Source organism: Pseudoalteromonas nigrifaciens (assembly GCF_002221505.1).
In the GTDB taxonomy this organism is placed as follows: Bacteria; Pseudomonadota; Gammaproteobacteria; order Enterobacterales; family Alteromonadaceae; genus Pseudoalteromonas; species Pseudoalteromonas nigrifaciens.
Genome location: NZ_CP011037.1, coordinates 539136 through 563958, shown reverse-complemented (window position 1 = coordinate 563958; position 24823 = coordinate 539136). Strand labels below are relative to the sequence as shown.

Here is a 24823-nt window from a genome sequence, read left to right as displayed (position 1 = left end):
ATTAATTATGAATACTACAATTCGCCTATTAGTCGTGCTCGTACTGGTCTTAGTTATAAGCCCAGCGGGGATGTATTGAAAGGTGATACTGCTTTTTAAAAACCCCCGCCCCATGCGGGGGTTTTTTTATGCATAAAAATAACGGCAGAGGAATGAGGATGAGCAAACAACAATATAATGGTTCTGAACTAGTTGTTCAGGCATTAAAAGAATTAAAGGTTAAATACATATTTGGCTACCCCGGGGGGTCAGTATTAGATTTATACGATGCGCTTTTCCAGCAAGACGACATTGAACATATTTTAGTTCGTCATGAGCAAGCCGCCACACATATGGCCGATGGTTATGCGCGTGCTACTGGCGATGTAGGCGTAGTATTGGCAACATCAGGCCCTGGTGCTACAAACTGTATTACCGGCATTGCTACAGCCTATATGGACTCCATTCCAATGGTCGTGCTATCAGGGCAAGTACCTACCAACTTGATTGGTGATGATGCTTTTCAAGAAACCGATATCGTTGGTTGCTCGCGCCCTATAGTAAAGCACAGTTTTAACTGCAGAAGCGCAAAAGATATCCCAACTATTTTAGCTAAAGCTTTTTATATTGCCAGCACAGGCCGCCCAGGCCCAGTGGTAGTAGAGCTGCCAAAAGACATGCTAAACCCTGAGATAAAGTTTGATTATGAATTTCCTAAATCTACCGATTTAAGAACTTACAACCCAAACACTAAAGGCCACTCAAAACAAATACGAAAAGCCGTTACCGCCATACTAGAAGCAAAAAAACTGGTAGTGTACTCTGGCGGCGGAATTGTAATTTCAAACACTTCTGAGCAATTAACTCACTTGGTAGAGTCACTAAATGCGCCAATTACCAATACCCTTATGGGGCTAGGTGGCATTTCAGGTGTGCATCCAAACTTTGTAGGCATGCTAGGTATGCATGGCACCCTTGAAGCCAATAAAGCCATGGCTAATGCCGATGTAATATTAGCATTAGGGGCGCGTTTTGATGATCGGGTCACCAATAATGTGCAAAAATTTTGTCCCAACGCCACTATAGTGCATGTAGATGTTGATCCAACGTCTATTTCTAAAACAATTAAAGCTCACATTCCGGTAGTTGGCTGTCTTGCAACCGTACTAGAGCAGCTACAAGCTGGTATTGATAAGAGCCCTATTCAAATTGATCGCAGCGCCCAAGAAGATTGGTGGCGTCAAATTATCAGTTGGCGCGAACAAAAGTGCTTAAGCTATAACACCGATGGCGATGCAATTAAACCGCAAGCCGTAATTGAAGCGGTTTATAAAGCCACCAATGGCGACGCTTATGTAAGCTCTGATGTTGGCCAACATCAAATGTTTGCAGCCCAGTATTACCCGTTTAAACATCCGCGTCAGTGGATCAACTCAGGCGGCCTTGGCACTATGGGCTTTGGCTTACCTGCAGCCATGGGTGTAAAACTTGCTTTTCCGGATAAAGAATCGGTATGTATTACTGGCGACGGCTCTATTCAAATGAATATTCAAGAGCTAGCTACGTGTTTACAATATAACTTAGCGGTAAAAGTCGTGTCATTAAATAACCGCTCTTTAGGCATGGTACGCCAATGGCAAGATATGGTGTATGGCGGGCGTCATTCATCATCTTACATGGAATCTTTGCCTGATTTTGTTAAATTAGTAGAAAGCTACGGCCATGTAGGTATTAAAGTAAACACCCTAGATGAGTTACAACCGGCTATCGACAAAGCCATGTCGATTAACGATCGTTTAGTATTTTTAGACATTCTTGTAGACGAAAAAGAACATGTATACCCAATGCAAATTAAGTTTGGTGGCATTGATGAGATGTGGCTACGTAAAGGAGTAAAAGCATAATGCGTCGTATTTTATCTATATTATTAGAAAACGAACCAGGAGCACTGTCGCGTATTGTAGGATTATTTTCGCAGCGTGCTTATAACATCGACAGCCTAACAGTTGGCACAACGGATGATCAGTCTTTATCGCGCATTACTATTACCACTATGGGTGATGACCGTGTAGTAGAGCAAATTACCAAACAGGTAAACAAGCTTGTTGATGTACTAAAAATTATTGATTTAACCGAAATGAGTCATATTGAGCGTGAACTATTATTGGTTAAAGTATTTGCCCAAGACGAAACAACACGCGCAGCGGTTACCCGCGTAGCAGATGTATTCCAAGGGACTATTTTAGATATGGGCCGGCTAAGTTATAGCCTACAGTTAGTGAGTAGCACAGATAAAATTGAATCATTTTTAGATACGCTACGCCACGAAACCGACATTATTGAGGTAGTGCGCTCTGGTGCAGTTGGCATTGGCCGTGGCGATAAAGCCCTAAAAGCCAAATAAATAACTAAAAAGTTAATCCACCTTAATAAAGGTGGATTAACTTTATTACAATTATTAAATGTAATTATAATGTTATCAAGGTTGGCAAATATTTTAGGCATAAAAAAAAGGGCTAAAAGGCCCTCTTTTCATTTAATTAGATAAACCTACAATTAAAGGTTTACTTGATCTTTAAGACCTTTACCTGCTTTAAAGCTTGGGATAGTTGCCGCTGCGATTTGGATCTCAGCACCCGTTTGTGGGTTACGGCCAGTACGTGCTGCACGTTCTTTAACTGAAAAAGTACCAAAACCAACTAACGCTACTGAATCACCTTCTTTTAAAGAAGAAGTTACAGCGCCAGTAAACGCGTCAAGAGCGCGTGTAGCAGCGGCTTTAGAGATTTCTGCATCAGTAGCAATTTTTTCAACTAATTGAGCTTTATTCATTATTTGATTCCTATTCGTTATTATTTTGCCTTCGCAAAACCTATCTTTATGCATTTTTGAAGAGTTAGCAACAGCAAATTGCATTTTTTGCTTAAAATCTTATAAAATGCGTAAAATTAAAATAATTATCGGTAAAATACAGCGTGTTGAGTTAACAAAGACTTAATTTAAGTGCAATTTTAACGCAAGTTAAGCCACAAAGTCATAAGCTATATTTTTTCGATAACCAAGGTAACTTCCCCAACTTCGATACCAAACTTAACAATAGACGTACGGTTTATCAAGCGAGTTTGTGTTACCAAGTACATCCAATCATCAAAGTTTACCGTTAAAGTGCTGCCATCGTAAGGCAGTTCAACATCGTAATTCCAATGAAATACACTGCCATCACTTTTCCCTTTAGCTGTGCCTAAAACATCATCTGCAGTGCCGGTTAAACTCTTGTCATCATTGAGTGTTACTTTCCAAATACGTTTTTGAGTTTCACCATCATCATAAATAAAATCTTCTTCTATAACGCCTTGGTTGCCCTCCCAGCTTGCATGCATGTCAACCACGAGCTTGCGGGTTAATTCACCTTTATAGTCTTGTACAACGCCATAGGCTTTTAAATTTCCGCTAAAAAACGTTTTAAAGTCAAATTCTGGAGAGGTGTTATTGTAATGTTCGACATTGGGGGCAGAGCAACTTACCAATAACAGCGCACATATAGCGGCAAAGGTTACTTTTGCATAATTTAAAATTGTCATATTAATTTCCTAATAATTGCTTTCGAAGTGCGGGCTCAGAGGTATTTTCGCTCAGCCAAATCGCCAAAAAGTCAGCGGCAAAGCCAGGCTCATTAATTTCACCAATGTGTTTATCATTATGATAAAAAACACTAAGCCCTTGCTTGTCTGTTACGAGCGTTAACGACTCGCCTTTTTTTATATTTGGCCACATCGCTAATAATTTATCGCTATATTGCGTTGTTAGCTGTTTTTTACCTAAATGTTGCCACTGCTCGTTGGTCGCTTTTACTATGTCTTTAGCAGCAAAGTCACGCAAATAAGTCAGCTTAAATTTAATCGGATTATCGCCTAACTTATACTCTCCCGTTGTAGTAAATAACGTAGCGTCGTATACATCCCAAAATAAATACTCCATCCGCGCATCCCCTACCTTCGTTAAGCTAATTTGTGCCGCAGCAACACAACTCGTTGTGAGTAAACAAATACACAGTACTTTAAATATAGCGTTCATGGTAAATCCCTTCAGGTAAGTGAATAATCATACGGGAGCGGCAAGGGCGAGGATCAGCGAGTAATAAGTAATTTAAGTTTTAAATTAGCTAAAATAATTAAAGTAAATACAGCAGCCCAAAGAGCACCGTATACCAGCCAAAACTCCAATAGTGGCAGGCCTAAATTTAGCACTTCAAAGCGCGCGCCGGCCCAGTAACTTGCAGGGGAAAACACAAGGCAAATAATAAATACTTGCCAAAGTTTTAGTGAGATTAAAAAGCGCATTGAGGTGTTTATGCTAAGCAGTAATGCAAACCACAATAAGGCAAGCCAAACAGGAAATGGGGATACTTTAAACTCTAATAAGCCACTTTTAACGGCAATAAACTCGCTCAATAAAGCCAAGGGCAAAGCCACTAAAACCAGTAATGCGTCGTGCTTCTTTTGTTTTGATAAATAAAACATCAACGCAATAATAGCGCTACTAAACACAACAGAGCTTGATTCAAGCAGTAAGGATAAAAACCACACTGCTTGAAATAACACAAAATTAATAACCGAGTGCAATTTCATCATCAGTACTGATAAAACGTGGTTTACGCGCCATTAAATGCACGGTACTAGTTGCACGTGCTCTAAATGCACCTTCGCAGTAAGCAAAGTAAAATAACCACAAACGATAAAAGCGCTCATCAAATTTAGAGCTGTCTAAGTCTGGCCAGCTTTGTATAAAGCGCGTACGCCAATCGGCAAGTGTACGTGCATAATGGGCACCAATATCGTTTACGGTATGAATAACCATATCGGTATTATTTTTAATTTGTTCACTCATTTCATTTAACGATGGCAAACAACCACCAGGAAAAATATATTGCTGAATAAAATCTGAGTTTTTTAAATAATGTTTATAACGCTGATCGCCAATAGTAATCGCCTGAATAAGCATAGCGCCATCATCTTTTAATAACGCACTACATTGAGTAAAAAAGCTTGGTAGGTAATCGTGCCCTACCGCTTCAATCATCTCAATTGAAACCAGTTTATCGTATTGCCCTTTAAGTGAACGGTAGTCTAATTTAAGCAAAGTTATTTTATGTTCAAGCCCAAGTTGCTTCACTTTTTGTTCAACATAGTCGTGCTGCTCATCAGATATAGTCGTGGTAGTAACATAGCAGTCGTAATGAGTAGCTGCATAAATTGCGAATGCCCCCCATCCGGTGCCTATCTCTATTACCGAGTCGCCTTTTTGTAGTTCAACTTGTTCACAAATTCGTTGTAACTTATACTGTTGAGCTTGCTCTAAGGTTGCTTCTTTTTCGGGATAGACTGCACACGAATAGAGCATTTCTTTGCTTAAAAACGATTCGTATAAATCATTCCCTAAATCATAATGAGCAATAATATTTTTTTTCGAACCCGATTCTGAGTTTTTGTTTTTTAAGTGATTTAAGCGATTGACAATATTACTGAAAAAAGAAAACTTTTTTTCAAAAGCATCTAATTGATTTTGATTAATTGCAAATATTTCGATCAGCTGAGTTAAGTTATCGCAAGACCATTGTCCTAAAATATAAGACTCGCCTGCGCCCACACTACCCGACAAACAAAATGCTTTGTACATTGCTTTATTATTAACAGTAATCGTTACTTTTGCAGCTGACGATAAATCGCCAAAAGTAATGCGTTCGTTATTATCAACTAACGTTATTTGCCCTGTTTGAATCGATGAAAAGGCTTTAAATACTATTTTTTTATATAAATTAGTAAGCCAGCTTCGATTATTTTGACAACGTAAATGCGTCGCTTTTTCCATAAAATCACCTATATTATTACTCTTAAACAACATAACAACTTGCTTTATGGCTTACCTGAGTGGCCTAAAAAAGGCACTCTTTTAATAAACAACTTTAATGCTTGATAATAAATACCCTTAAAAATTGACCAAGTCATCGCCGGAAAACGTTTAAGCAACCTACTTACTTGTTGCTCAGTTAATTCGTGGCGTTTTAACCTTAGTGTAGCGTCGAATAATACCTGCTCGTCGCGTATATTTTTAATCTGTATTAATGCTTTATCCTGCGTTTGTCGAATATGCCAGTGGTAGTTCATGTCCAAGTCCATAAAAGGTGATACGGAAAAGGTTTTCTTAAAGTTCACTTTTTTTTCTAACGGAACTAAATAATAGTGGCGTTCATTCCAAGGTGTGTTGCTAACCTCTGCGATCATGTAACTAAATTTTGTATCGTTATGGCCAAAAAAATAAAAATTTACTGGGCTAAAGTAAATACCTAAACAGCGTAATTGCCCCAGCATATAAACATGGCTAAAGGTTTGTTTAACACCTAGCTTTGCAAGGTGTTTGCGCGCGCGCGCTACTAACGAAAAGGTATTTAATTGCGGGTCTTTATTTAGATAGTCTGCTTGGTTAAATTTAAGAGCTTTAAAACCTGAACTGCCCAATTGGCTATGCACACCGTTTAATTGCTGTGGGTTATTTAAATCAACCCACATCATGTACAAAGGGTAACTAAAGCTATGGCTTTTAACCGCAAAACGGCGATGTTTTACATCGCCTAAATATACAGCGCTAGTCAAATTCAACCCCAAGCTGTTTGGCAACGTCTACGCCACTATGCACCCCATCTTCGTGAAAACCGTTATACCAATACGCACCACAAAAATAGCTATTATTTTTCCCGTCAATGCTGTGCTTTTGTTGCTGCGCGGCTATCGATTCTTGGTTAAATACTGGGTGATGGTAAGTAAATTCACGTAATATTTTACTCTTTTCTATTCCTTGTAGATGGTTCAATGTTACACAAAACTGCGTATCTGACTGTAACCCTTGAAGTATATTCATTTGATACGTAACAACAGCCGCTTTATCGGTATTATTATTGAGTAAATAATTCCAACTAGCCCAGGCTGCTTTTCTGTCGGGTAATAAATTAGTATCGGTATGTAGTACCACTGAATTTTCGGTATAAGGAATAGCGCCCAACACTGACTTTTCTTGCTCGCTGGCATCATCCAATAACGCTAACGCCTGATTTGAATGACAAGCAAATATCACTTTATCAAACTCGCTTTGCTCACCATTAGCAAACACTATGGTTACTTTATCGGCAGCTCTAGTTACTGATTTAATATCTGTATTGAGTTTAATTTTGTCGGCAAAGCCTCTAATTAGCGGGTTAATATATTGACGAGAACCACCGGGTATTACATACCATTGCGGCCTGTTTACTACATCTAATAAGCCATGATTAAAAAAGAATTTAACAAAAAATTCAACGCCTACATTTTGCATTTCTTTAATGCTGGTAGACCAAATAGCAGCGCCCATAGGTAAAATATAATGATATTTAAAAAAGTCGTTAAAATTATGCTCACTTAGTAGCTCACCTAATGAGTGATCGGCTTTATAGCTGCCTTGCTCGTGTATTGTTTTACATAATTTATTAAACCTAACTATGTCGTACAGTAAACGCCAAAATTTTGGTCTAAAAATATTACGACGCTGTGCAAATAAACTCGTAAAGGTATGGCCGTTGTATTCAAAACCTGTGGCATCGTTATGTACACTAAAACTCATTTCTGTTTCTTGCTTATCAACGCCAATACGCGCTAATAGCTTTTCAAAATAAGGGTAGGTTCTGTTATTAAATACAATAAAACCAGTATCAATAGCGTGTTCAATACCATCAACTTGCACATCAACCGTAGCCGTGTGGCCACCAATGTAATTGTTTTTTTCAAATAGCGTTACATCATAGTGCTTATGCAATAAATGCCCACAGGTTAAACCTGAAACGCCAGTGCCAATTATAGCTATTTTTTTCAACGCGCTAGTCCTTTTGCAATTTTGAGCCACAGCGGCAATGGTAATATGCGCAGTGCTTTTAATAGTAGTGTAAAACGATACGGAAAATGCACTTCTTTACGACGCTTGTGTATGCCTTTTATCATGTAGTCTGCCGCTTTTTGCGCTGTAACGGCCATAGGCATAGGAAAGTCATTTTTATTAGTTAGAGGGGTTTTAACAAAACCAGGATGCACTAAGGTTACATCAACGTCATTTAAATCAATTGCTAAGCTTTTAGCCAAGTAGCTTACACCCGCTTTAGAAGCGCCATACGCCTCTGAGCGCGGTAGTGCTAAATAGGTTACACTTGAGCTGACTAACACCAGCTGGCCACCACTATTTATTTTAGGTAATAAAGCTTCTAAGCAATACCCCATAGCCAGTAAATTAACGCTAATGACTCGCTCAAATAAGGCGCTGTCAAAATTTCGTGCATCGTCAACGTATTCGCAGTTACCAGCATTGAGTATGACCCGATCAAAATGAGCAAAGCCAATGGTAGCAGATTTTATTTGTTGTAAATTTGTGGCATCAAATTGGCAGGTTTGAATGTTGTTATGCTTAGCAAGCTCAGCTAACTTTTCGCTGTTACGACCGCAAGCAATAACAGTATCGCCTTGCTCGGCATATTTTATTGCTAATTGTTCGCCAATACCTGAGGTAGCACCGGTAATAAGTGTGATCATAATTAGCCCGCCCTTTTATCTATAAGCTTAATAATACGGCCTAATAAAGGAATATGCTTATACAGTAGCTCGCCTACGTTAAAATAGTCGCGGTGCTCAATTATTTTGTCACCGTTAAATGTAAGCTTACTGTGCCCCTGCACAGTAATGGTGTTTCCTGAGGCTAATTTAGGATGCACATAATGCATACTCCAATACACAAAGGCATTATTGGCAACACTGAAGGAATCAGTTATATCAAACTGGCAATGCGTAACATTGCTATACAAATTAGCAAAGTATTTGCGCAGCTCAACAATGCCATTAATGTTGTGCATTGGGTCGGTAAATTGTATATCGTCGCAGTAAATTTCACTTAATAAATCGAGGTTACTATTATTAAGTTTTTGATATATATCTACAAACTTATCTACTGGTAACTGGTTATCCATATCATACCTTAAATGCTGCTAGGGCACGCTCTCGCGCCGCTTTATGATCAACAATTGCTGGCCAATAACACGAATCACTTTGCCCCAATGAAGCTAAATAACTATGTGGAAAGTGAATGTGTTTATCTGGCACGTTTTCAAGCTCTGGTATGTATTTACGAATAAATTCGCCGTTTGGATCAAAGCGTTCACTTTGTCTTATAGGATTAAAAACTCTAAAGTAAGGCTGTGCATCACACCCGGTACTGGCCGCCCACTGCCAACCACCATTATTAGAGGCCAAATCGCCATCTATAAGATGTTGCATAAAAAAACGCTCGCCTTTGCGCCAATCTATAAGTAGGTGTTTAGTTAAAAAGCTAGCAACCACCATGCGTAAACGGTTATGCATCCACCCGGTTTGCAAGAGTTGCCTCATCGCAGCGTCAACAAGCGGGTAACCTGTGCGGCCTTCGCACCATGCTTTAAATTCGTCATCGCTGCTACGCCAAACTACCGCGTTATACTTTTCGTTAAAATTATCGCCACGCGAAAGCTTTGGAAATTGCGCAATTAAATGCCGATAAAATTCACGCCAAATAAGCTCATTAACCCAAGTAAAGGTTTTGCTTTTTGAAGTGCTTAAAATATCCGGGTAGCGCTGCTGTATATTTATTAATAATTGCTTAGTACTAATAATACCTAGCGCTAAATAAGGGCTAAGGCCTGAGGTGCCTTTAATACTGGGAATATCACGGTGATCGTCGTAACTTGTTAGTTTATCGCAAATAAAGTTATCGACCACAGTGGCCAATGTTTTATCATCAACGGGCCATTTTTCAGAGCTGCTATCGCCTTTGAGTAAATTTGTTTCGTTTTTGCTTAACTGCGCACCGCCGCTAACGTGCTCTACAGGCCACTGCGGCAAAGAAAAATGCACCTCAATGTACTGTTTTAACCAAGCGCGCTTAAATGGCGTAAATACTTTGTACATTTCGTTGCTTTGGTTTTTAACGCTGCCTACCGGGGCAATTAAATCGCCTTCGTACAAGGTAAACGTAATAGAAAGCTCATCGCACTTTGCTAAAATGGCTTTATCGCGGTTTACTTCGTTTAGTTCATACTCGGTATTGGCAATTACATGCTTAACATTATTAGCCTTACAAAAATCAATGAGTTGAGTTTCGCAATCAGCAAAGTCTGGCGCATCAATAATGTGTAAGGTAATGCCGTGATCAGCAAGTTGCTGGTGCAGGTAAGTAATGCGACGTTTAAGTAAGTCAATTTGTATTGGCGCTGCTTGATGCTGCTGCCATTGTTTTTCGCAGATAAAAAAAATAGCGTGGTTAGCGCCATTATTAAGCGCTTGAATTAGCGCCTCATTAGAAAAAAGGCGCAAATCGCGCCTAAACCAAAATAATGTGTTCATTAAATACCGTAGCGTAGTTTTAATTCATTAGGATAAGGATTAAAAAATACTTGTTTTTCAAGATACTCGTTTGGGTGCACTTTTAAATGATGCTTTAGCAAAGTAAGTGGCACGTAAAGAGGCACTAAACCATCGCTGTATTCATCAATTGCTTCTCGCATTTCTTGTTTTTCGACTGACGATAAATCTTTTTTAAAGTAGCCCTGTAAGTGCATTAAGGTATTACAATTATTTTTGCGTGAGGCTGGCTTTTTAAGTCCATTCATCAAACCTAAAATGTACTTATCAGCAAGCTCGGTTACGTCATCACCTAAAAACGTACCTAACAGATGACCTAGATCGCGGTAAGCTTGGTAATTATGCGCCATTAACAAGTATTTATATTGCGCATGAAACTGGGTTAAGCGATGAACGTTCAATGGCTGTTGTATTAATTTTTGCCAATTTTTAAACGTATACACTCGCATTACAAAGTTTTCACGCAAGTGCATGTCGTTTAAACGGCCATTTTCTTCGCACGGTAATAATGGATTGTGCTTCATTATTTGCTCTGCAAAAAAACCAACACCTTCTGATGTGTTACCAGTGCCCGCTTCGTTGTATATTTTAATGCGCTCCATGCCACAGCTTGGGCTTTTAGCACAAAACACAAAGCCGCTTAACTCTTTCGCTTGTTCGGTAGCTACTTTAATACCGTAAGCAGTAAGTTGTGGTCCAACGTCGCCAGAACCATCAGGGCGACACACTTTTATTGTATCGCCTACTCGTACTTGGCGAATAGTTGGCCTTGGAATAGGTAAACCCACCGCCACCTCTGGGCAAAAGCGCGTATATTCAACATGCTTTGCAAACTCATCCATACAAAAGTTTGAGCGTTTATGGCCTGTGTCAAAACGCACTTTTTCGCCTGCTAGGCATGCACTAATGCCTATTTTAATTGTATCAGCTTGCATAATATCCCTAATAAACTGTTTATATTAGTAAATTAAATTACCAATTGGGTTAAGTAACTTACTCAGCCCTTTATTAAAATGTAGCGCACTACTGACTACTGTAAAGCATAAACAGCCTTCTTTTGTTACCGGTGTGTGCAGATGGCTGCCATCTTGCCAAATAAAATCACCCGGTACGTAGCTACCCTCTTCGTCGCTAAACTCGCCGTTTAGTAACAAAGTAATCTCAAATCCGGTATGAGTATGCTCTGGTATTTCTCCACCCGCAGCAATGTGCAATAAGCTGGTACGTAATGGGCCATCATCTAGGGCAACGCGCGAGCGGGCTAGTTTGCCAACTTGAGTAAATTTGCTGTGCGAAATACGTGTTAAAGCACGCGGCAGTTGATAGTTTTGCTGGTTTATTTCAACAGCAATTGGTTCAACTTCGTATACTTCATCAATACTGGTATCGCTGGTTATTAAATCAAATAAGCTTGAGCTTTCTTGCTCAAAATAACCACTAGTATCATCCTTAGCCTCTGAAGGTAATGCATCGTTAAACACTTCAGCTGCATTATCAGCTTCAAGCTTTGTTACTTTTTCTTGGCATACTGGGCACATATCTACGTGTATAGACACAGCTAAACTTAACGATGCGCTAAGTGATGCACTGCAATATTGTGTCAGTAAAGTATCACTCGGGTGATGTTTAATCATGCTGATCTCCCATTTCATTACGTAATTTTTGCAAGGCTAAACGTAACCGTGATTTTACCGTGCCTACTGGAATATTAAGTTGTTGTGCAAGTTGTTCTTGCGACATATCTTGAAAATAAACACCTCTTACTACTTCCCGCTGAGCTACTGGTAGCTTTTCAAGGTAGCGTTTAATTTGTTTATCTTCTAAATGATCTGTGTATTCGTGATGCGTATTTTGCGATTCGTTCAATAACGGCCAAATATCTTCGCTGATGTTTTCTTCTTTATTGCTTTTCATTTTGCGCAGCATATCAAACGAAGCATTTCGCATTACCGTGTAAACCCAAGTAGTCGCAGCCCCTTTGTCACTATTGTACAAATGTGCTTTACGCCAAACCGATGTTAGTGTTTCTTGCACTAACTCCATTGCTTGAGCTTCAATACCAAATTGCTTGATACCAAAACGTTTAATTTTTGGCGAAAAATATTCAAATAAATAAGCAAATGCTTTTTTATCGCGGCTTTGTGCAACATCAATTAATGCTTGCATCAATTCCTTACTTGGCGTTTCTGGCATGGCAGTGTACTTACCTGTATTAGGTTCACAACGTAATGATTGTTGTTGACTTACCATAGTAATTTATCCCGTTATTGCTTTAGTACATGTAAATACGGGCAATAATTAAATAAGGATCAAATTAAATTAGGCAAATTCGTTATTAATCACAGTATGGAGGAAACTTAGTAAGTTATCAAAGTTAGTTTCAAACGCAAGTTGCTGTTTTTTCTCAATAGATATAGGTAACAGCTCAAGCCATCGAGCAGCAACCCAAGTAAGCTTGTCAAAATAGGTTTGTTTATATAACGAACTAAGCTCTGGGTTATTAGTGAACACTTCACGCAGCGTATCTTGTAGGCGTTTATGCTCGCCAATATTATTGTTTGCCTCTGTGTACCAATAAGGCGTATTACAGTTCGACATTAAACCGTAGCGCAGTTCTTGCTCGTCTTGAAACACATCGTTTATTTGCACACTTTGAGTAGCACATACATCTATAAGTAGCATGCCATTATCATCTTGATCAAAGTCAATAATGTTCATTAGGCAACCTTGGGCGCTGATATTAAATGGCGTGTCGTGCTCAAAACTACAAAGCACAAATCCAATGTTTTCTTTTAATGCGCTTTTAACCATATTTAAATAGCGAGGTTCAAATATGCGTAAACGCGTATAACCGTCAGGGAGGATAAATAAGGGTAATGGAAAAATCGCACGTTTCATAAAGTCTACTTGTTTAAAACATTCTGCCTTCATTTACGTGCGCTTTAACTAAGTCGATCAGCTTTTATTAAACCAATGTTAAATATTAAACCACGCTCCCATACTTTTAAGTAATTGCACCGAATAATAAGCGCTGATCATACTTACAACCGGCGCCAGCATTAAAGCAAATAATCCAAATTCACTGCTCATAGGGTTATTCCTTATAATTGACGTATATTATTGCACTGGTTTAACGGTATTTTCGGTTTTAATTTCAGCTTGAATATCGGTAATTAATGGCTCACTTAACCAGCTATTAAGCATAGTTTCGGTATTAAAAGTAAGCGTGTCTTTTATTGAGTTTTCAAGCTCTATGGTGGTTTGCGATATATAGCTGGTAATTGTTTGTGTGAGCATATCAGTTACATCAAGGTCAACTTCGGTTGCGTTTGCTTGCAACGAACCTAATACTAATAAACTTGCCATAGCGATTTTAATTGAATGTTTCATAATGGATTTCCTTGTTTGTGTATTGTTTCGACTCAATTACATATTCAAGGGATGTGCCACACTAAATTAAAAATATAACCCATTGTTTATAAAATATATTTAAATAGTAGTAGCCGAAAATGAAATTCAGCGTTGGTTAATATAACTAATTAATTTAACTTTTCAGCTAAATTTTAGTTAATATAACACGCTTTATTTATGCGCCAATACCGCTGTTTATTTAACCGCCTTTCTACCTAACCTGTAAGCATCTACTATGCTCAAAAACCAAATAACCAACATTAAGTAAATATACTGGTATTGCCCTAATGCTGCACAGTGCGCTGATGGGTGCTTTACTGCAGCCAAAATATCATCAAAGCTAGCACCGCCCCTTGTGTTTACTATGTCATTAGCTATGCATTGCGCCATTGCATACACCTCTTGTAAAGTTAACAGTAGTAAAACCGAAAATACTCCCGCAAAAATAGCGCCTATTAAATGCTTTTTTAACGCAAAGTGCCCAGCACCTGGGTAAATTAAAGCGCTAAGTAATGCTGCTTTAAAGCTTTTTTGCATAATTTTCCTTTAAGTAACAGTTGAGTGTTCAGCCTATTTTGTAGTAAAACATATTGAATTAATGAGCCTTTAAAGCAAGCGAAAGTTTGCCCTTATGTTTGCTTATAATAATTGAAAGATTCAGCGTACACACGTACACTGAAAACAATTAAAAGTGGTAGGATCAGTTATGTCATTGAATGCGCCCTATTCGCGTAAAGAAGAACAGCTCAATGTAATTAGCCATGCAATAGGTGTGTTATTTGCTTTCTGGGTAATGTGGGATCTGTTTAATCAATCAAGTAGCACTAAAGCCTATATAAGTGCAACGATTTATAGCGCCAGCATCTTTATTTTGTTTTTATCATCTACTTTATATCACGCCAGTGTACAACCTAGGCTCAGAGCATTTTATAAAAAGTGCGACCACTGCGCTATTTATATTCTTATTGCCGGTACTTACACTCCCTTTTTACACCTGTCGTTAACAGGTATTTGGTCTTGGGCAACCCTCACCTTTATTTGGTCAGTGGCACTTGCTGGCGTAGCGTATAAAGTTTTAGTTCACAATGGTAATAAAAAAGTCTCCCTTGCCACCTACTTACTTATGGGATGGTTTGCACTCGCCATTATTTATCCGCTTTACTTAGTTATTAATGTAAACGCATTATATTGGTTACTTGCCGGCGGCATTTTTTACAGCCTAGGCACAGTATTTTACAGCGCCAAAAACACCCAATTTAGCCACGCCATTTGGCACTTATTTGTTATTGCCGGCTGCGTTTGTCACTATGTAGGTATTAGTCGTTATGTGTATTGAAAGGAAAGCGTCCTCTGATAAAGCCGATAAAATCGTGAATAAGGTTTATTTTATTTATTAAATTGATGCTTAGTTTAGCCAATTATTTAAGCCAATCTATAATGCAAAACGCCTAGATTAATTGATGCTGCCTTTTTTCGTTGGGTTCACTGCGCCTAAACCAACCTACGTAATTTCATATTAAAGCTATTGTTGTGGGGGGAGTGTTCAGCAAAAATAAATTTTAAATACGCTACACTGTTTATTAATTCTACCTCTCCTAATTATGGTAAGGAAACCACACCATGGCGTTTGAATACTTTCATTTTATGAGTTTAATTGGGGTGGCCTTTTTTGCTATATCGGGCACTTTATTAGGCCACGAAAAAAACATTGGGGGTTTTGGTGTTGTAGTTGTAGGCTCAGTTACTGCGCTTGGCGGCGGTACACTGCGTGATATATTATTAAATCAGCCAGTGTTTTGGATTGCAGAGCCCGATTATTTATACGCCACCTATGGCGCAATATTTATTGCGGTGGTGTTTATTCGCCATTTACCGCACGTATCTAATTATTACATGCTGCTAGTTGATGTATTAGGCATGGCTATATTTAACATTGTCGGCATTGAAAAGTCGTTAATTGAAGGCACTACCATGATAGTTGCCATTACCATGGGTATGACTACCGGTATATTTGGCGGGCTAATGCGCGATGTAATTTGCAGAGAAATTCCGCTAGTAATGCGCGAAGAGCTGTATTCTACTGCGTGTCTGTCGGGCGGTTTAACTTATGCAGCGTTGTTTTTACTCGGAGTGTCTTATATATGGTGTATTTTAGGCTCCTTGTTTATTACCGTATTTTTACGTTTGGGCGCGCTGCATTGGGGTTGGCAGCCAAACATATTTAGAAAAAGAACAGTTAAAAATAAATAACGCTAAAAATTAACCGCTTTGTGTTTCGCTTTAGCGGCAGCTTATGCTCTACCTGCCGCTAAAATAAAATCAACGTGAAATATATAACATGAACTCTGATTAAGAGATTTTCAGTGAAAACAAGGCGAATTAACGCGCCAATAGCTAGCCTATTGCAAGTAATTTTAACGTAGTTAGCGCCGAAAATAGCTGCTTGAAATAGATTTGTTATCCATAGTTCAAGTTATGCTGGGTATTTTAATTGTACTGCCCACTTTAACGGGCTTGGGTAGTTGGCAAAATTGCTGCTCTATTACCTTTAAACGCTCTAGCACCTCACTTGGAAATGGAGATACTCGCCTGGTTGCTAAATCAATATGCAAATCTAAGTGCTCGCCCGCAGCGGCGCGATACCCTTTATTGGTGCAATATATTTCATGAAATGTATGAATACGTTTTTCATCAACGTACAACAGCCAAGACACAACCTCAATTTCATCGCCTTCGCACAACTCCCTTTCAAAAATACAATGGCTTTCGACTAATGCTTTGCTGCAGTTATTTGCATAACGGTATCGCTCACCTAAATCCAGATGTTCGGTAAAATCTATATGCGCATCGTAAATAACTAAACCATAATATTTTGTATTCATATGGCCGTTAAAATCAACTCACTGGGTGGGCACTGTGGCTGAATATTTTTTAAATGGGTAGAGCGACATTTTACTTCCTTTTAGGGTAACGATAAGGCTTAAGCTGCTATTGCTGTATTAACCAAACACTGAAAACTGGCTGTGTAATTACATTAAATAGCTGTCCTGTTGGTTGTTATTCGTTAGCGGAAAATTGATTTATATTAAATATTGAGCAGCACCAATTTCAGCATTTAATACTGTAAACCAAGCTAAATCACATAACATCCTCCATTTGTGTTAACATTAATTTCTTATGTGGGCGTTTTTGCTTACATTATTCTTTACTGATGATCGTATCAGCTATTTTTTGCTACTAGTTTTATTAAGCTATTTTATAAAGTTTTTAGTAGCCCTCTAATTATTTACGTGCGTTTTTAACTGCGTAAAATAAATAATAACCGTCACCTTATTACCTCTATTGTAATGACGAGTGACGCGGCGAAGGAGTCAAAATGTTTCAGTTTAGTACCAGCACTATACTGCTGGTTTTATTTGCTTTTTATGGTTTAACCTTTTTATTCACGCTAAGTATTGGCAAAAAACAAGAAAATGCCGATGGCTATATGGTTTCCAACGGATCCGTTGGATTTAGCATGTCTGCAGCGAGTATGACAGCCACATGGATATGGGCAGCATCGTTTTATGCTGCTGCAAGCTCAGGGTACAAATATGGTTTATCGGGGGCAATCCATTACGGTTTTTGGGGCGCACTGATGATTTTATTTATTTACCCCTTTGGTAAGCGCTTTAGAGAGCTTACGCCAAATGCGCGTACCTTAGCCGAAATTATGCATGCGCGGCATGGCAGTGCTAGCCAAATGATTTTAGCCTCCTCAAACATAGTCGGCAGTATAATTAGTTTAATGGTTAACTTTACTGCAGCCGGTGCGCTGGTAGATATTTTATCACCACTGAACTTTACCGAAGGGGTATTAATTGCAGGCTCTGGCGTGCTTATATACACTTTTTGGTCGGGGTTTCGCTCCTCGGTTTTTACCGATTTTGGCCAGTTAATGGCTATGATGCTCGCCGCTGTGGTTATTATTCCTATGCTATTTTTTGAGCTCGATGGCCCCGACTTATTTACTCAAGGCATGAGTAATTTAACAATAGAACAAGCTGACTTTTTCTCTACTACTGCCATTTTAGAGCAAGGCGCGCCTTTTTTTGTTGCAGTTCTTGCATACGCTATTGGTAATCAAACTATTGCCCAACGCTTATTTGCTGTACGCGAAGACTTAATAAAACCGAGCTTTATTACAGCAACCATAGGTTATGGCTCTATTGTTATAGGCTTAGGTATGCTGGGTTTACTGGCGTTACTAGCCGGCGTGCAACCTATAGACGGTGATTTAAATAACCTCATTCCACAGATGGCCGCCACCTACCTGTCACCTGTAATGGTATTAGTATTATTTGTGATGATTATTGGCTCGCTTTCATCCACCGCCGATTCTGACTTGTCAGCCTTATCGGCAATTATAATGACCGACGTATACGGTAAACATTTAAGTAAAAACAACCCTAATCCTAAAAAAATGCTTTGGGTTGGCCGCTTTACCATGGTTGTTGCCACCATGTTAGGCGTTATATTTGCAAGCCTTAAACTCGATATTCTCTCAATGCTAATTTTTGTTGGCGCACTGTGGGGCGCAATTGTGTTTCCGGTTATTTCTAGCTTATATTGGAATAAGGTGACAAATCTGGCGTTTACTGCCGCGGTAACCGGCGCGTTTTTACTCTTTATTATCGCACGCTTTGAGTGGCTGGAATTAACTGGCGCTGTCGCGTTGTTTTTTGAGGTAATAGCAAGCGTAGGCGGCGGTGTTGTTATTGGCTTAATGTGTTTTGGTTTTTTTGGCCGCACTGCGGGGTTAATTTTGGGCGCAATAACAGCCGTAATACTACTGTTTTTTACTTTAGGTTTTTTACGCGACTATATTGTATTGCTAAGCTCACTGACCGCTTACGGTGCCAGCGCTATTATTTGTGTAGTGCTTACCTTAACCAGCAACAAAAGCGCGTTTGATTTTGCTTTAATTAAGCAACGTGTTGTTGAATTTAGTGACAATAAATAAGGAAAAATTATGTCTACAACATTACTTACTATTTATGTATTAATTTGGCCTGTGATTGCCTTTGGTGTATTTGTTATTTTACTTTGCTCACTTATAAAAGATCTTAAAAATGCGAAACAAAAAGGCAAAAACTTAGTGTAAAGCATGCACTTTACACGCAAACTAGGGCAAGCATTTAACTTGCCCTTTTTATTGCGTTAAGCACTTAGTTATAAACACTTTAACGCTAGCACTATTTTAACAGCGCACTCATTAAGCAAGTGGCTAAGTAAACAGCAGGCAGATTAAACTTGTTATATTACTGCCATTGGTACACACGCATATTCACTCGCTCATTTTTAAATGCAATGCCTTCTAATAACAGCTTTTGTCGCTGCTCTTGGTATTTATTACTGCCTATAGGAAACGATATTTTACCTTGGCTGTTTACTACTCTATGCCAAGGAATTGTTGAGTCGTTGGGCATTAGCTTTAATAACCGCCCCACTAAACGCGCATTTTGCGGATACCCCGCAATAGCGGCTACTTGCCCATAACTTGCAACTTGCCCTTTAGGAATACTACCAATAACGGTATAAATAAGCGTTTCTTTATCAATTTCCATGTTTTTTCAAATACGCCTGGCTAAGTTGAGTAAACTGCTGCCAAATAGTACGTGCTACTGGCCCATGATGGCTAGAGTGCTGCCTAAAAACGCGAATTTGCGTGCTAAATTCATGCTCGCGATCAGTTATGCTGACTTTTTGTAATAACCCCGATTTAATTTCTTCAGCGCAATGCTCTAAGCTGATCATAGCCCAACCAGCGCCCGATAATAAAAACGATTTTAAGCTCGATATATCGTCAATTTTCATCATTGCTGGGCCTTTAGAATAAGACAGCCTATCACTGTCTATACTCAGGCCGCTTTCAAACATGGCTAAACACGGGTACGACTGTAATTCACTGTAGCTAAGTGTGTTGGGTATAATATTTTTTGCGCTAACAATACCAATGTCGAGCTTGCCTATGGGCAAGCTTTCTAAATCGCCGGTAGCATGAAACAAGTCAAACCAAGGGCCTATGCCAAGCTCTGCTTGGCCATTATTAACTTGCTCCAACGAAATAAAACGTTTACCACTGGTTAAACTAAACTCAGTGCTATTAAATACTCTAAAAGTATTACTTATGATCTCATTGTAGCTTTGCACATGGCATATTTGTTCATAACAAATTCTAAATTGCGCTTCATTGCCCAGTGCTAGCTCTTTTGCAAGTTGTGCAAGCTCTTCGTTGTTATTGAGTAGTTGCTTAGCTTGGCGATGAAAAATCCGCCCTTTTTCGGTTAATTGTAAACGGTATTGCGAACGGTCGAGTAGCGCAAAGCCTATTTTTGTCTCTAAACTTTTAATTGCTAACGTAAGCGCTGGCTGCGTTTTGTGTAGCTTAAGTGCCGCTGCACTTAAGCTTGCGCTTTGTACAATGGCGTCTAATATTTGTAGCTGGTTGAGTTTCATAGCACTGCCAATAACAACATAAGTAAAACTTATTGAGTTTTTAAAATTTAATGAATTTTATTTTATATGTTTGCGGAGTATGCTGCACTGACTTTATTTAGCTTTTAATTTTCATGGAGAAAATATGCACCTCTTACGTCTATGTGTAGTAACGACGACTTTACTTGGTTTAATAGCCTGCTCTGAGCCTGAGCCGCAAGTAAAAGAAGAGCCAATACGCCCGGTAAAGTTATTTAATATTGGTCACGATTCGCAAGTTAACATTCGCAGTTTTCCTGGTGAAGTAGTTGCAAATCAAGGCTCTTACCTTGCATTTAGAGTAAGTGGTGAGCTGGTTGAGTTTCCGGTATTAGCGGGTCAGCATGTAAAAAAAGGACAACTATTAGCTAAGTTAGACCCTGAAGATTTTCAGCTGCAATATAATGAGCGTAAAGCCCGCTACGAGCTGGCTAAATCACAATTAGGGCGCATTGAACAACTATTCGAAAAACGCATTACCAGCCAATCAGAGCTTGATCAGGCTATTGCTAACAAGCAAGTTGCCGAATCGGCCTTTAAAATTGCACAAACGAATGTGGAATATAGCCAACTTAGAGCGCCATTTGCGGGTACTGTTGCAAAAGTGTTTGTAAAAAACTTTGAAAGTGTACAAGCAAAGCAAAATATACTGCGTTTAGAAACCCGCGATTTAATGGATGTTGAAATTCAAGTACCTGAAAGAATTGTGGCGCGCTTTATTAAAGGAACTCAATACCAACCAACGGTTATTTTTGACGGCTATCACGATAAAAAATACACACTCACACTTAAGGAGTGGGACACTCAAGCAGATCCCGCCACATTAACGTATAAAGTTGTGTTCTCGCTGCCAGTGCCAGAAGATTTTAACTTACTTGCCGGTATGACTGGCCGCGTACTTATCGATTTAAGTAAAGTAACGCAATCACAAACCGCTTACACTATTTTGCCCAACGAGGCAGTGTTTTCTGATCCGCAGCAATCTATTAGTAACAACGCTTATGTATGGTTATATAACGAGCAAACCGGCCAAATACATAAACAAGCAGTAAAAGTGGGCCAATTACACCGCGATGGCATTGAAGTACTCAGTGGGATTACAGAAGGACAGCAAATTGTTTCTGCCGGTGTACATTCATTAAAAGAAGGCATGCAGGTACGCCCATGGAATAAAGAGCGAGGCCTATAATTATGAGCTTTGCACAACTATCTATAGAGAAAAAAGTTATTAGTTGGATGTTTACCCTACTGCTACTTATTGGCGGTGGTGTTTCTTATTTTGACTTAGGGCAATTAGAAGACCCTGAATTTACGTTAAAAAAAGCCATGGTTATCACCATGTATCCCGGCGCGTCGCCACAGCAAGTAGAGGAAGAAGTTACCTTTCCTATCGAAAATGCGATTCAGCAATTACCTTACGTTGATTACGTTACCTCTATTTCGTCAAATGGTAAGTCGCAAATTACCGTAGAAATGAAAAGTAACTACCGAAAACAAGAGTTAAGACAAATTTGGGATGAAATGCGGCGTAAAATTAACGACCTCAACCCATCTTTGCCCAGTGGTGTATACGCTAGTAAAATTATTGATGACTTTGCTGATGTTTACGGCGTAATGTATTCAGTAACCGGCGACGGCTATTCGTATGACGAGCTTAAAGACTACGTAGACTACCTTAAACGCGAACTAGTACTGGTTAAAGGCGTAAGTAAAGTAACTATTGCAGGAGAGCAACAAGCGCAAGTAATGGTTGAAATTTCTACGCAAAAACTTGCTCAATTAGGCATAGCGCCTAGTCATATTTTTCAATTATTACAATCGCAAAATACGGTTTCTAACGCAGGTAAAATTAGGGTCGGCAGTGAGTCTATTCGTTTACATCCTACTGGCGAGTTTAAAGATGTAAAAGAGTTAGAAACCCTGCTTATTTCTAAATCGGGTGCCAGCGAGCTAATTTATTTAGGTGATGTAGCTAAGGTATATCGCGAGTACGCCGAAGTGCCCAACAATATTATTCGTTACAACCAACAACAAGCATTGTTAATTGGCGTGTCGTTTATGTCGGGCGTTAATGTGGTTGATATAGGTAACGACATTGACGCGCACCTTGCGTCGCTTGAGTACCAGCGGCCACATGGGATTAAAATTAATGCTGTTTATAACCAACCAAACGAAGTAGAAAAATCGGTAAACGGTTTTATTGTTAGCTTAGTTGAAGCGATTGCTATTGTAATTATAGTGTTACTGCTGTTTATGGGGGTTAAAAGCGGGCTATTAATTGGCGGTATTTTACTGCTTACCGTTTTAGGTACTTTTATTTTTATGAAGTTATTTGCTATAGATTTGCAAAGAATTTCGTTAGGTGCGCTAATAATCGCACTTGGTATGCTTGTTGATAATGCCATTGTTGTTACCGAAGGTATTTTAATTAACCTCAAACGTGGGCAAACTAAGCTAAGAGCCTCTATTAATATTGTTGAACAAACTAAGTGGCCATTACTTGGGGCAACTGTGATTGCGATTACTGCATTTGCGCCGATTGGTTTAAGCTCCGACGCCAGCGGTGAGTTTGCCGGTAGTTTATTTTGGGTATTACTTATTTCGCTTTTATTAAGCTGGATCACTGCCATTACCCTCACACCATTTTTTGCCAACCTAATGTTTAAAGAAACGCAATTAAACGCTGATGGCGAGCAACAGTATGACGACCCATATCAAGGTTTTATATTCACCAGTTACAAAGCCAGCTTAAACCTTGCTATGCGCTTTAGAAAAAGCACTTTAGTTTTAATGTTAGTACTGTTATGTAGTGCTGTTGTTGGTTTTGGCGCTGTAAAGCAATCATTTTTTCCGGCATCTAATACGCCAATGTTTTATGTCGATTATTGGCAAGAACAAGGCGCTGATATTCGCTCAACGCTTGAGGGGATTAAAAAGTTAGAAGCATTTTTACAGCAAAACCCGCTCGTTACTGAAATAACCAGTACTGTAGGCCAAGGTGCTCCGCGCTTTATGCTTACCTATGCTCCTGAAAAATCATACCCCGCGTACGGGCAATTAATTATTCGTGTAACTGACCGTGAAGCAGTTGCCACTGTTATGCAAAAAGTACGAGATTTCGCACAGAACAATCCGGTTGCCGCACAGCTTAAAGTTAAACCTATGGAAATAGGCCCTTCAACTGATGCAAAAATAGAAGCGCGTTTTTCAGGCCCAGATCCAGTTGTACTTAGAAAACTATCTGCTCAAGCCAAACATATCATAGCGCAAGATACAGGTTCGCATAATATTCGTGATGATTGGCGGGCACGTACCAAAATGATCCGCCCACAGTTTAACGAACAAAAAGCGCGTCGTTTAGGTATTAGTAAATCAGACCTTGATCAAGTATTGCTTACTAACTTGTCGGGTAAGCAAGTAGGTGTATATCGTGATGGCACCCAATTACTGCCTATTATTGCGCGCTCTCCTGCTAACGAGCGCTTAAACGTAGAAAGTGTACACGACCTACAAATTTTCAGCCCAGTATTGGGGGTGTTTATACCGGTTACTCAAGTTGTTGATGAGTTTGTAGTTGAATGGGAAGACAGCTTGATTATGCGCCGCGATCGTAAGCGCACTATTACCGTTATGGCTGACCATGATGTACTAAGTGACGAAACGCCGGCTAAACTATTTGCACGCATTCGCACCGATATCGAAAACATTGAGCTGCCACGCGGTTACGAAATGCAATGGGGTGGCGAATACGAGTCATCGAGTAAAGCTAAAAAAGCTATCTTTGGCTCATTGCCGATTGGTTACTTAGCTATGTTTGCAATTACAGTATTGCTGTTTAATTCTGTTAAGCAGCCTTTAGTTATTTGGGCTACTGTACCACTGGCAATTATTGGGGTAAGCGCTGGGCTATTGGTCATGAATGCGCCGTTTAGCTTTATGGCATTATTAGGATTACTAAGCTTAAGCGGTATGTTAATAAAAAATGGCATAGTATTAGTGGATCAAATAAATCTTGAGTTATCTGAAGGTAAAGCGCCATACCAGGCGGTATTTGATTCAGGAGTAAGCCGTGTACGCCCTGTTGCTATGGCAGCAATAACCACTATATTGGGGATGATCCCACTATTATTTGATGTGTTTTTTCAATCAATGGCGGTTACCATTATGTTTGGCTTAGGTTTTGCTACCATATTAACTTTAATTGTAGTGCCTGTGCTTTATACCATTATATATAAAATTGAATATCAGCCACTTAAAACTCGAATTAAATAAAGCAAATAAGCTTTTAGTATATTAATAAACGCAGCTAAAGCTGCGTTTATTTTATATACCACTTTATACCTGCCTTATAACTGCCTACTCTTAGTAATAAAGTACCATTGTGATTATGCCGCTCAAAAACATCGTTTTTCTTATATTTTATATACATACAAACATTTTAAATATCTGGTATT

The 24823-nt window shown here is 39.1% G+C and carries 26 protein-coding genes and 1 pseudogene; 8 read left to right on the top strand and 19 right to left on the bottom strand.

What is annotated here, in order from left to right:
* Window positions 1-158 precede the first annotated feature (158 nt).
* Together PNIG_RS19065 and ilvN are read left to right on the top strand one after the other, a co-directional pair.
* A complete protein-coding gene (locus PNIG_RS19065) occupies window positions 159-1883 on the top strand; it encodes an acetolactate synthase 3 large subunit (protein WP_011330088.1) in 1725 nt (574 codons plus the stop codon).
* Window positions 1883-2383, top strand: coding sequence for an acetolactate synthase small subunit (gene ilvN / locus PNIG_RS19060; protein ID WP_011330087.1), 501 nt, complete (start codon window positions 1883-1885; stop codon window positions 2381-2383). The genes PNIG_RS19065 and ilvN overlap by 1 nt, the downstream gene beginning before the upstream one ends.
* Before the next feature lie 152 nt (window positions 2384-2535).
* Here ilvN and PNIG_RS19055 read toward each other — a convergent pair whose 3' ends face one another.
* The 16 genes from PNIG_RS19055 to PNIG_RS18980 all read right to left on the bottom strand — a co-directional run bounded on the left by PNIG_RS19055 (window position 2536) and on the right by PNIG_RS18980 (window position 14390).
* Entirely contained in the window at window positions 2536-2811 is a 276-nt protein-coding gene (locus tag PNIG_RS19055) for an HU family DNA-binding protein (RefSeq protein WP_008166804.1), read from the bottom strand.
* A 209-nt stretch (window positions 2812-3020) separates the two neighbouring features.
* Window positions 3021-3560: a DUF3833 domain-containing protein gene (locus PNIG_RS19050; protein ID WP_011330086.1), complete on the bottom strand. Its 540-nt coding sequence runs from the start codon at window positions 3558-3560 to the stop codon at window positions 3021-3023.
* A gap of 1 nt (window position 3561) precedes the next feature.
* Window positions 3562-4053, bottom strand: a complete 492-nt coding sequence (locus PNIG_RS19045; RefSeq protein ID WP_226898019.1) for a chalcone isomerase family protein — start codon at window positions 4051-4053, stop codon at window positions 3562-3564.
* Between the two features lie 53 nt (window positions 4054-4106).
* Window positions 4107-4607 (bottom strand): DUF2878 domain-containing protein, encoded by a 501-nt coding sequence (locus tag PNIG_RS19040; RefSeq protein WP_011330084.1) that lies wholly within the window; start codon window positions 4605-4607, stop codon window positions 4107-4109.
* On the bottom strand, window positions 4585-5847 hold the full coding sequence (locus tag PNIG_RS19035) for an SAM-dependent methyltransferase (protein ID WP_089369335.1): 1263 nt from the start codon (window positions 5845-5847) through the stop codon (window positions 4585-4587). Before PNIG_RS19035 ends, PNIG_RS19040 begins: the two co-directional genes overlap by 23 nt.
* 44 nt (window positions 5848-5891) lie before the next feature.
* A complete protein-coding gene (locus PNIG_RS19030) occupies window positions 5892-6629 on the bottom strand; it encodes a DUF1365 domain-containing protein (protein ID WP_089369272.1) in 738 nt (245 codons plus the stop codon).
* Window positions 6622-7878, bottom strand: coding sequence for an NAD(P)/FAD-dependent oxidoreductase (locus tag PNIG_RS19025; RefSeq protein WP_089369271.1), 1257 nt, complete (start codon window positions 7876-7878; stop codon window positions 6622-6624). Before PNIG_RS19025 ends, PNIG_RS19030 begins: the two co-directional genes overlap by 8 nt.
* Window positions 7875-8585, bottom strand: coding sequence for an SDR family NAD(P)-dependent oxidoreductase (locus PNIG_RS19020; RefSeq protein ID WP_089369270.1), 711 nt, complete (start codon window positions 8583-8585; stop codon window positions 7875-7877). Before PNIG_RS19020 ends, PNIG_RS19025 begins: the two co-directional genes overlap by 4 nt.
* A gap of 2 nt (window positions 8586-8587) precedes the next feature.
* Window positions 8588-9016, bottom strand: coding sequence for a nuclear transport factor 2 family protein (locus PNIG_RS19015; protein ID WP_011330079.1), 429 nt, complete (start codon window positions 9014-9016; stop codon window positions 8588-8590).
* A gap of 1 nt (window position 9017) precedes the next feature.
* Window positions 9018-10424, bottom strand: coding sequence for a deoxyribodipyrimidine photo-lyase (gene phrB, locus PNIG_RS19010; RefSeq protein ID WP_089369269.1), 1407 nt, complete (start codon window positions 10422-10424; stop codon window positions 9018-9020).
* On the bottom strand, window positions 10424-11377 hold the full coding sequence (locus PNIG_RS19005; protein WP_011330077.1) for a YbgA family protein: 954 nt from the start codon (window positions 11375-11377) through the stop codon (window positions 10424-10426). The genes phrB and PNIG_RS19005 overlap by 1 nt, the downstream gene beginning before the upstream one ends.
* A gap of 24 nt (window positions 11378-11401) precedes the next feature.
* A complete protein-coding gene (locus PNIG_RS19000) occupies window positions 11402-12076 on the bottom strand; it encodes a ChrR family anti-sigma-E factor (protein WP_011330076.1) in 675 nt (224 codons plus the stop codon).
* Complete coding sequence (locus tag PNIG_RS18995; RefSeq protein WP_011330075.1) at window positions 12069-12692, bottom strand: sigma-70 family RNA polymerase sigma factor; 624 nt, start codon at window positions 12690-12692, stop codon at window positions 12069-12071. Before PNIG_RS18995 ends, PNIG_RS19000 begins: the two co-directional genes overlap by 8 nt.
* A 69-nt stretch (window positions 12693-12761) precedes the next feature.
* Window positions 12762-13340 (bottom strand): LON peptidase substrate-binding domain-containing protein, encoded by a 579-nt coding sequence (locus tag PNIG_RS18990; protein ID WP_011330074.1) that lies wholly within the window; start codon window positions 13338-13340, stop codon window positions 12762-12764.
* A 219-nt stretch (window positions 13341-13559) separates the two neighbouring features.
* Window positions 13560-13832: a hypothetical protein gene (locus PNIG_RS18985; protein ID WP_011330073.1), complete on the bottom strand. Its 273-nt coding sequence runs from the start codon at window positions 13830-13832 to the stop codon at window positions 13560-13562.
* A gap of 216 nt (window positions 13833-14048) precedes the next feature.
* A complete protein-coding gene (locus PNIG_RS18980; protein ID WP_011330072.1) occupies window positions 14049-14390 on the bottom strand; it encodes a hypothetical protein in 342 nt (113 codons plus the stop codon).
* A 169-nt stretch (window positions 14391-14559) separates the two neighbouring features.
* Here PNIG_RS18980 and trhA point away from each other — a divergent pair, with 169 nt between their 5' ends.
* Window positions 14560-15189, top strand: a complete 630-nt coding sequence (gene trhA, locus PNIG_RS18975) for a PAQR family membrane homeostasis protein TrhA (RefSeq protein ID WP_089369268.1) — start codon at window positions 14560-14562, stop codon at window positions 15187-15189.
* Between the two features lie 284 nt (window positions 15190-15473).
* Entirely contained in the window at window positions 15474-16103 is a 630-nt protein-coding gene (locus tag PNIG_RS18970; protein WP_011330070.1) for a trimeric intracellular cation channel family protein, read from the top strand.
* Window positions 16104-16321: 218 nt separating this feature from the next.
* Here PNIG_RS18970 and PNIG_RS18965 read toward each other — a convergent pair.
* Window positions 16322-16741, bottom strand: a pseudogene (locus PNIG_RS18965) (thioesterase family protein); the annotation flags it as partial.
* A gap of 488 nt (window positions 16742-17229) precedes the next feature.
* Between PNIG_RS18965 and PNIG_RS18960 the strand changes: the two are divergent.
* Entirely contained in the window at window positions 17230-18855 is a 1626-nt protein-coding gene (locus PNIG_RS18960) for a sodium:solute symporter family transporter (protein ID WP_089369266.1), read from the top strand.
* A gap of 9 nt (window positions 18856-18864) precedes the next feature.
* Complete coding sequence (locus PNIG_RS20230) at window positions 18865-18996, top strand: putative transporter small subunit (protein WP_011330067.1); 132 nt, start codon at window positions 18865-18867, stop codon at window positions 18994-18996.
* 157 nt (window positions 18997-19153) lie between these two features.
* On the opposite strand, the gene PNIG_RS18955 is transcribed toward PNIG_RS20230, so the two are convergent.
* Together PNIG_RS18955 and PNIG_RS18950 are read right to left on the bottom strand one after the other, a co-directional pair.
* The gene (locus tag PNIG_RS18955; protein WP_011330066.1) at window positions 19154-19459 is read right to left on the bottom strand and encodes an MGMT family protein; all 306 of its coding nucleotides are present in this window, start codon (window positions 19457-19459) and stop codon (window positions 19154-19156) included.
* Window positions 19449-20351, bottom strand: a complete 903-nt coding sequence (locus tag PNIG_RS18950) for a LysR family transcriptional regulator (RefSeq protein ID WP_011330065.1) — start codon at window positions 20349-20351, stop codon at window positions 19449-19451. The genes PNIG_RS18955 and PNIG_RS18950 overlap by 11 nt, the downstream gene beginning before the upstream one ends.
* 124 nt (window positions 20352-20475) lie before the next feature.
* Between PNIG_RS18950 and PNIG_RS18945 the strand changes: the two genes are divergently transcribed.
* The gene (locus PNIG_RS18945; RefSeq protein WP_089369265.1) at window positions 20476-21558 is read left to right on the top strand and encodes an efflux RND transporter periplasmic adaptor subunit; all 1083 of its coding nucleotides are present in this window, start codon (window positions 20476-20478) and stop codon (window positions 21556-21558) included.
* A gap of 2 nt (window positions 21559-21560) precedes the next feature.
* On the top strand, window positions 21561-24641 hold the full coding sequence (locus PNIG_RS18940; protein WP_089369264.1) for an efflux RND transporter permease subunit: 3081 nt from the start codon (window positions 21561-21563) through the stop codon (window positions 24639-24641).
* The last annotated feature ends 182 nt before the right edge of the window (window positions 24642-24823 follow it).

Excerpts from the sequence above, each read along its gene's own strand:
- PNIG_RS19065 (WP_011330088.1), top strand. The coding sequence starts at position 159 with ATGAGCAAACAACAATATAATGGTTCTGAACTAGTTGTTCAGGCATTA.
- ilvN (WP_011330087.1), top strand. The coding sequence starts at position 1,883 with ATGCGTCGTATTTTATCTATATTATTAGAAAACGAACCAGGAGCACTG.
- PNIG_RS19055 (WP_008166804.1), bottom strand. The coding sequence starts at position 2,811 with ATGAATAAAGCTCAATTAGTTGAAAAAATTGCTACTGATGCAGAAATC.
- PNIG_RS19050 (WP_011330086.1), bottom strand. The coding sequence starts at position 3,560 with ATGACAATTTTAAATTATGCAAAAGTAACCTTTGCCGCTATATGTGCG.
- PNIG_RS19045 (WP_226898019.1), bottom strand. The coding sequence starts at position 4,053 with ATGAACGCTATATTTAAAGTACTGTGTATTTGTTTACTCACAACGAGT.
- PNIG_RS19040 (WP_011330084.1), bottom strand. The coding sequence starts at position 4,607 with ATGAAATTGCACTCGGTTATTAATTTTGTGTTATTTCAAGCAGTGTGG.
- PNIG_RS19035 (WP_089369335.1), bottom strand. The coding sequence starts at position 5,847 with ATGGAAAAAGCGACGCATTTACGTTGTCAAAATAATCGAAGCTGGCTT.
- PNIG_RS19020 (WP_089369270.1), bottom strand. The coding sequence starts at position 8,585 with ATGATCACACTTATTACCGGTGCTACCTCAGGTATTGGCGAACAATTA.
- PNIG_RS19015 (WP_011330079.1), bottom strand. The coding sequence starts at position 9,016 with ATGGATAACCAGTTACCAGTAGATAAGTTTGTAGATATATATCAAAAA.
- phrB (WP_089369269.1), bottom strand. The coding sequence starts at position 10,424 with ATGAACACATTATTTTGGTTTAGGCGCGATTTGCGCCTTTTTTCTAAT.
- PNIG_RS19005 (WP_011330077.1), bottom strand. The coding sequence starts at position 11,377 with ATGCAAGCTGATACAATTAAAATAGGCATTAGTGCATGCCTAGCAGGC.
- PNIG_RS19000 (WP_011330076.1), bottom strand. The coding sequence starts at position 12,076 with ATGATTAAACATCACCCGAGTGATACTTTACTGACACAATATTGCAGT.
- PNIG_RS18995 (WP_011330075.1), bottom strand. The coding sequence starts at position 12,692 with ATGGTAAGTCAACAACAATCATTACGTTGTGAACCTAATACAGGTAAG.
- PNIG_RS18990 (WP_011330074.1), bottom strand. The coding sequence starts at position 13,340 with ATGAAACGTGCGATTTTTCCATTACCCTTATTTATCCTCCCTGACGGT.
- PNIG_RS18985 (WP_011330073.1), bottom strand. The coding sequence starts at position 13,832 with ATGAAACATTCAATTAAAATCGCTATGGCAAGTTTATTAGTATTAGGT.
- PNIG_RS18980 (WP_011330072.1), bottom strand. The coding sequence starts at position 14,390 with ATGCAAAAAAGCTTTAAAGCAGCATTACTTAGCGCTTTAATTTACCCA.
- trhA (WP_089369268.1), top strand. The coding sequence starts at position 14,560 with ATGTCATTGAATGCGCCCTATTCGCGTAAAGAAGAACAGCTCAATGTA.
- PNIG_RS18970 (WP_011330070.1), top strand. The coding sequence starts at position 15,474 with ATGGCGTTTGAATACTTTCATTTTATGAGTTTAATTGGGGTGGCCTTT.
- PNIG_RS18960 (WP_089369266.1), top strand. The coding sequence starts at position 17,230 with ATGTTTCAGTTTAGTACCAGCACTATACTGCTGGTTTTATTTGCTTTT.
- PNIG_RS20230 (WP_011330067.1), top strand. The coding sequence starts at position 18,865 with ATGTCTACAACATTACTTACTATTTATGTATTAATTTGGCCTGTGATT.
- PNIG_RS18955 (WP_011330066.1), bottom strand. The coding sequence starts at position 19,459 with ATGGAAATTGATAAAGAAACGCTTATTTATACCGTTATTGGTAGTATT.
- PNIG_RS18950 (WP_011330065.1), bottom strand. The coding sequence starts at position 20,351 with ATGAAACTCAACCAGCTACAAATATTAGACGCCATTGTACAAAGCGCA.
- PNIG_RS18945 (WP_089369265.1), top strand. The coding sequence starts at position 20,476 with ATGCACCTCTTACGTCTATGTGTAGTAACGACGACTTTACTTGGTTTA.
- PNIG_RS18940 (WP_089369264.1), top strand. The coding sequence starts at position 21,561 with ATGAGCTTTGCACAACTATCTATAGAGAAAAAAGTTATTAGTTGGATG.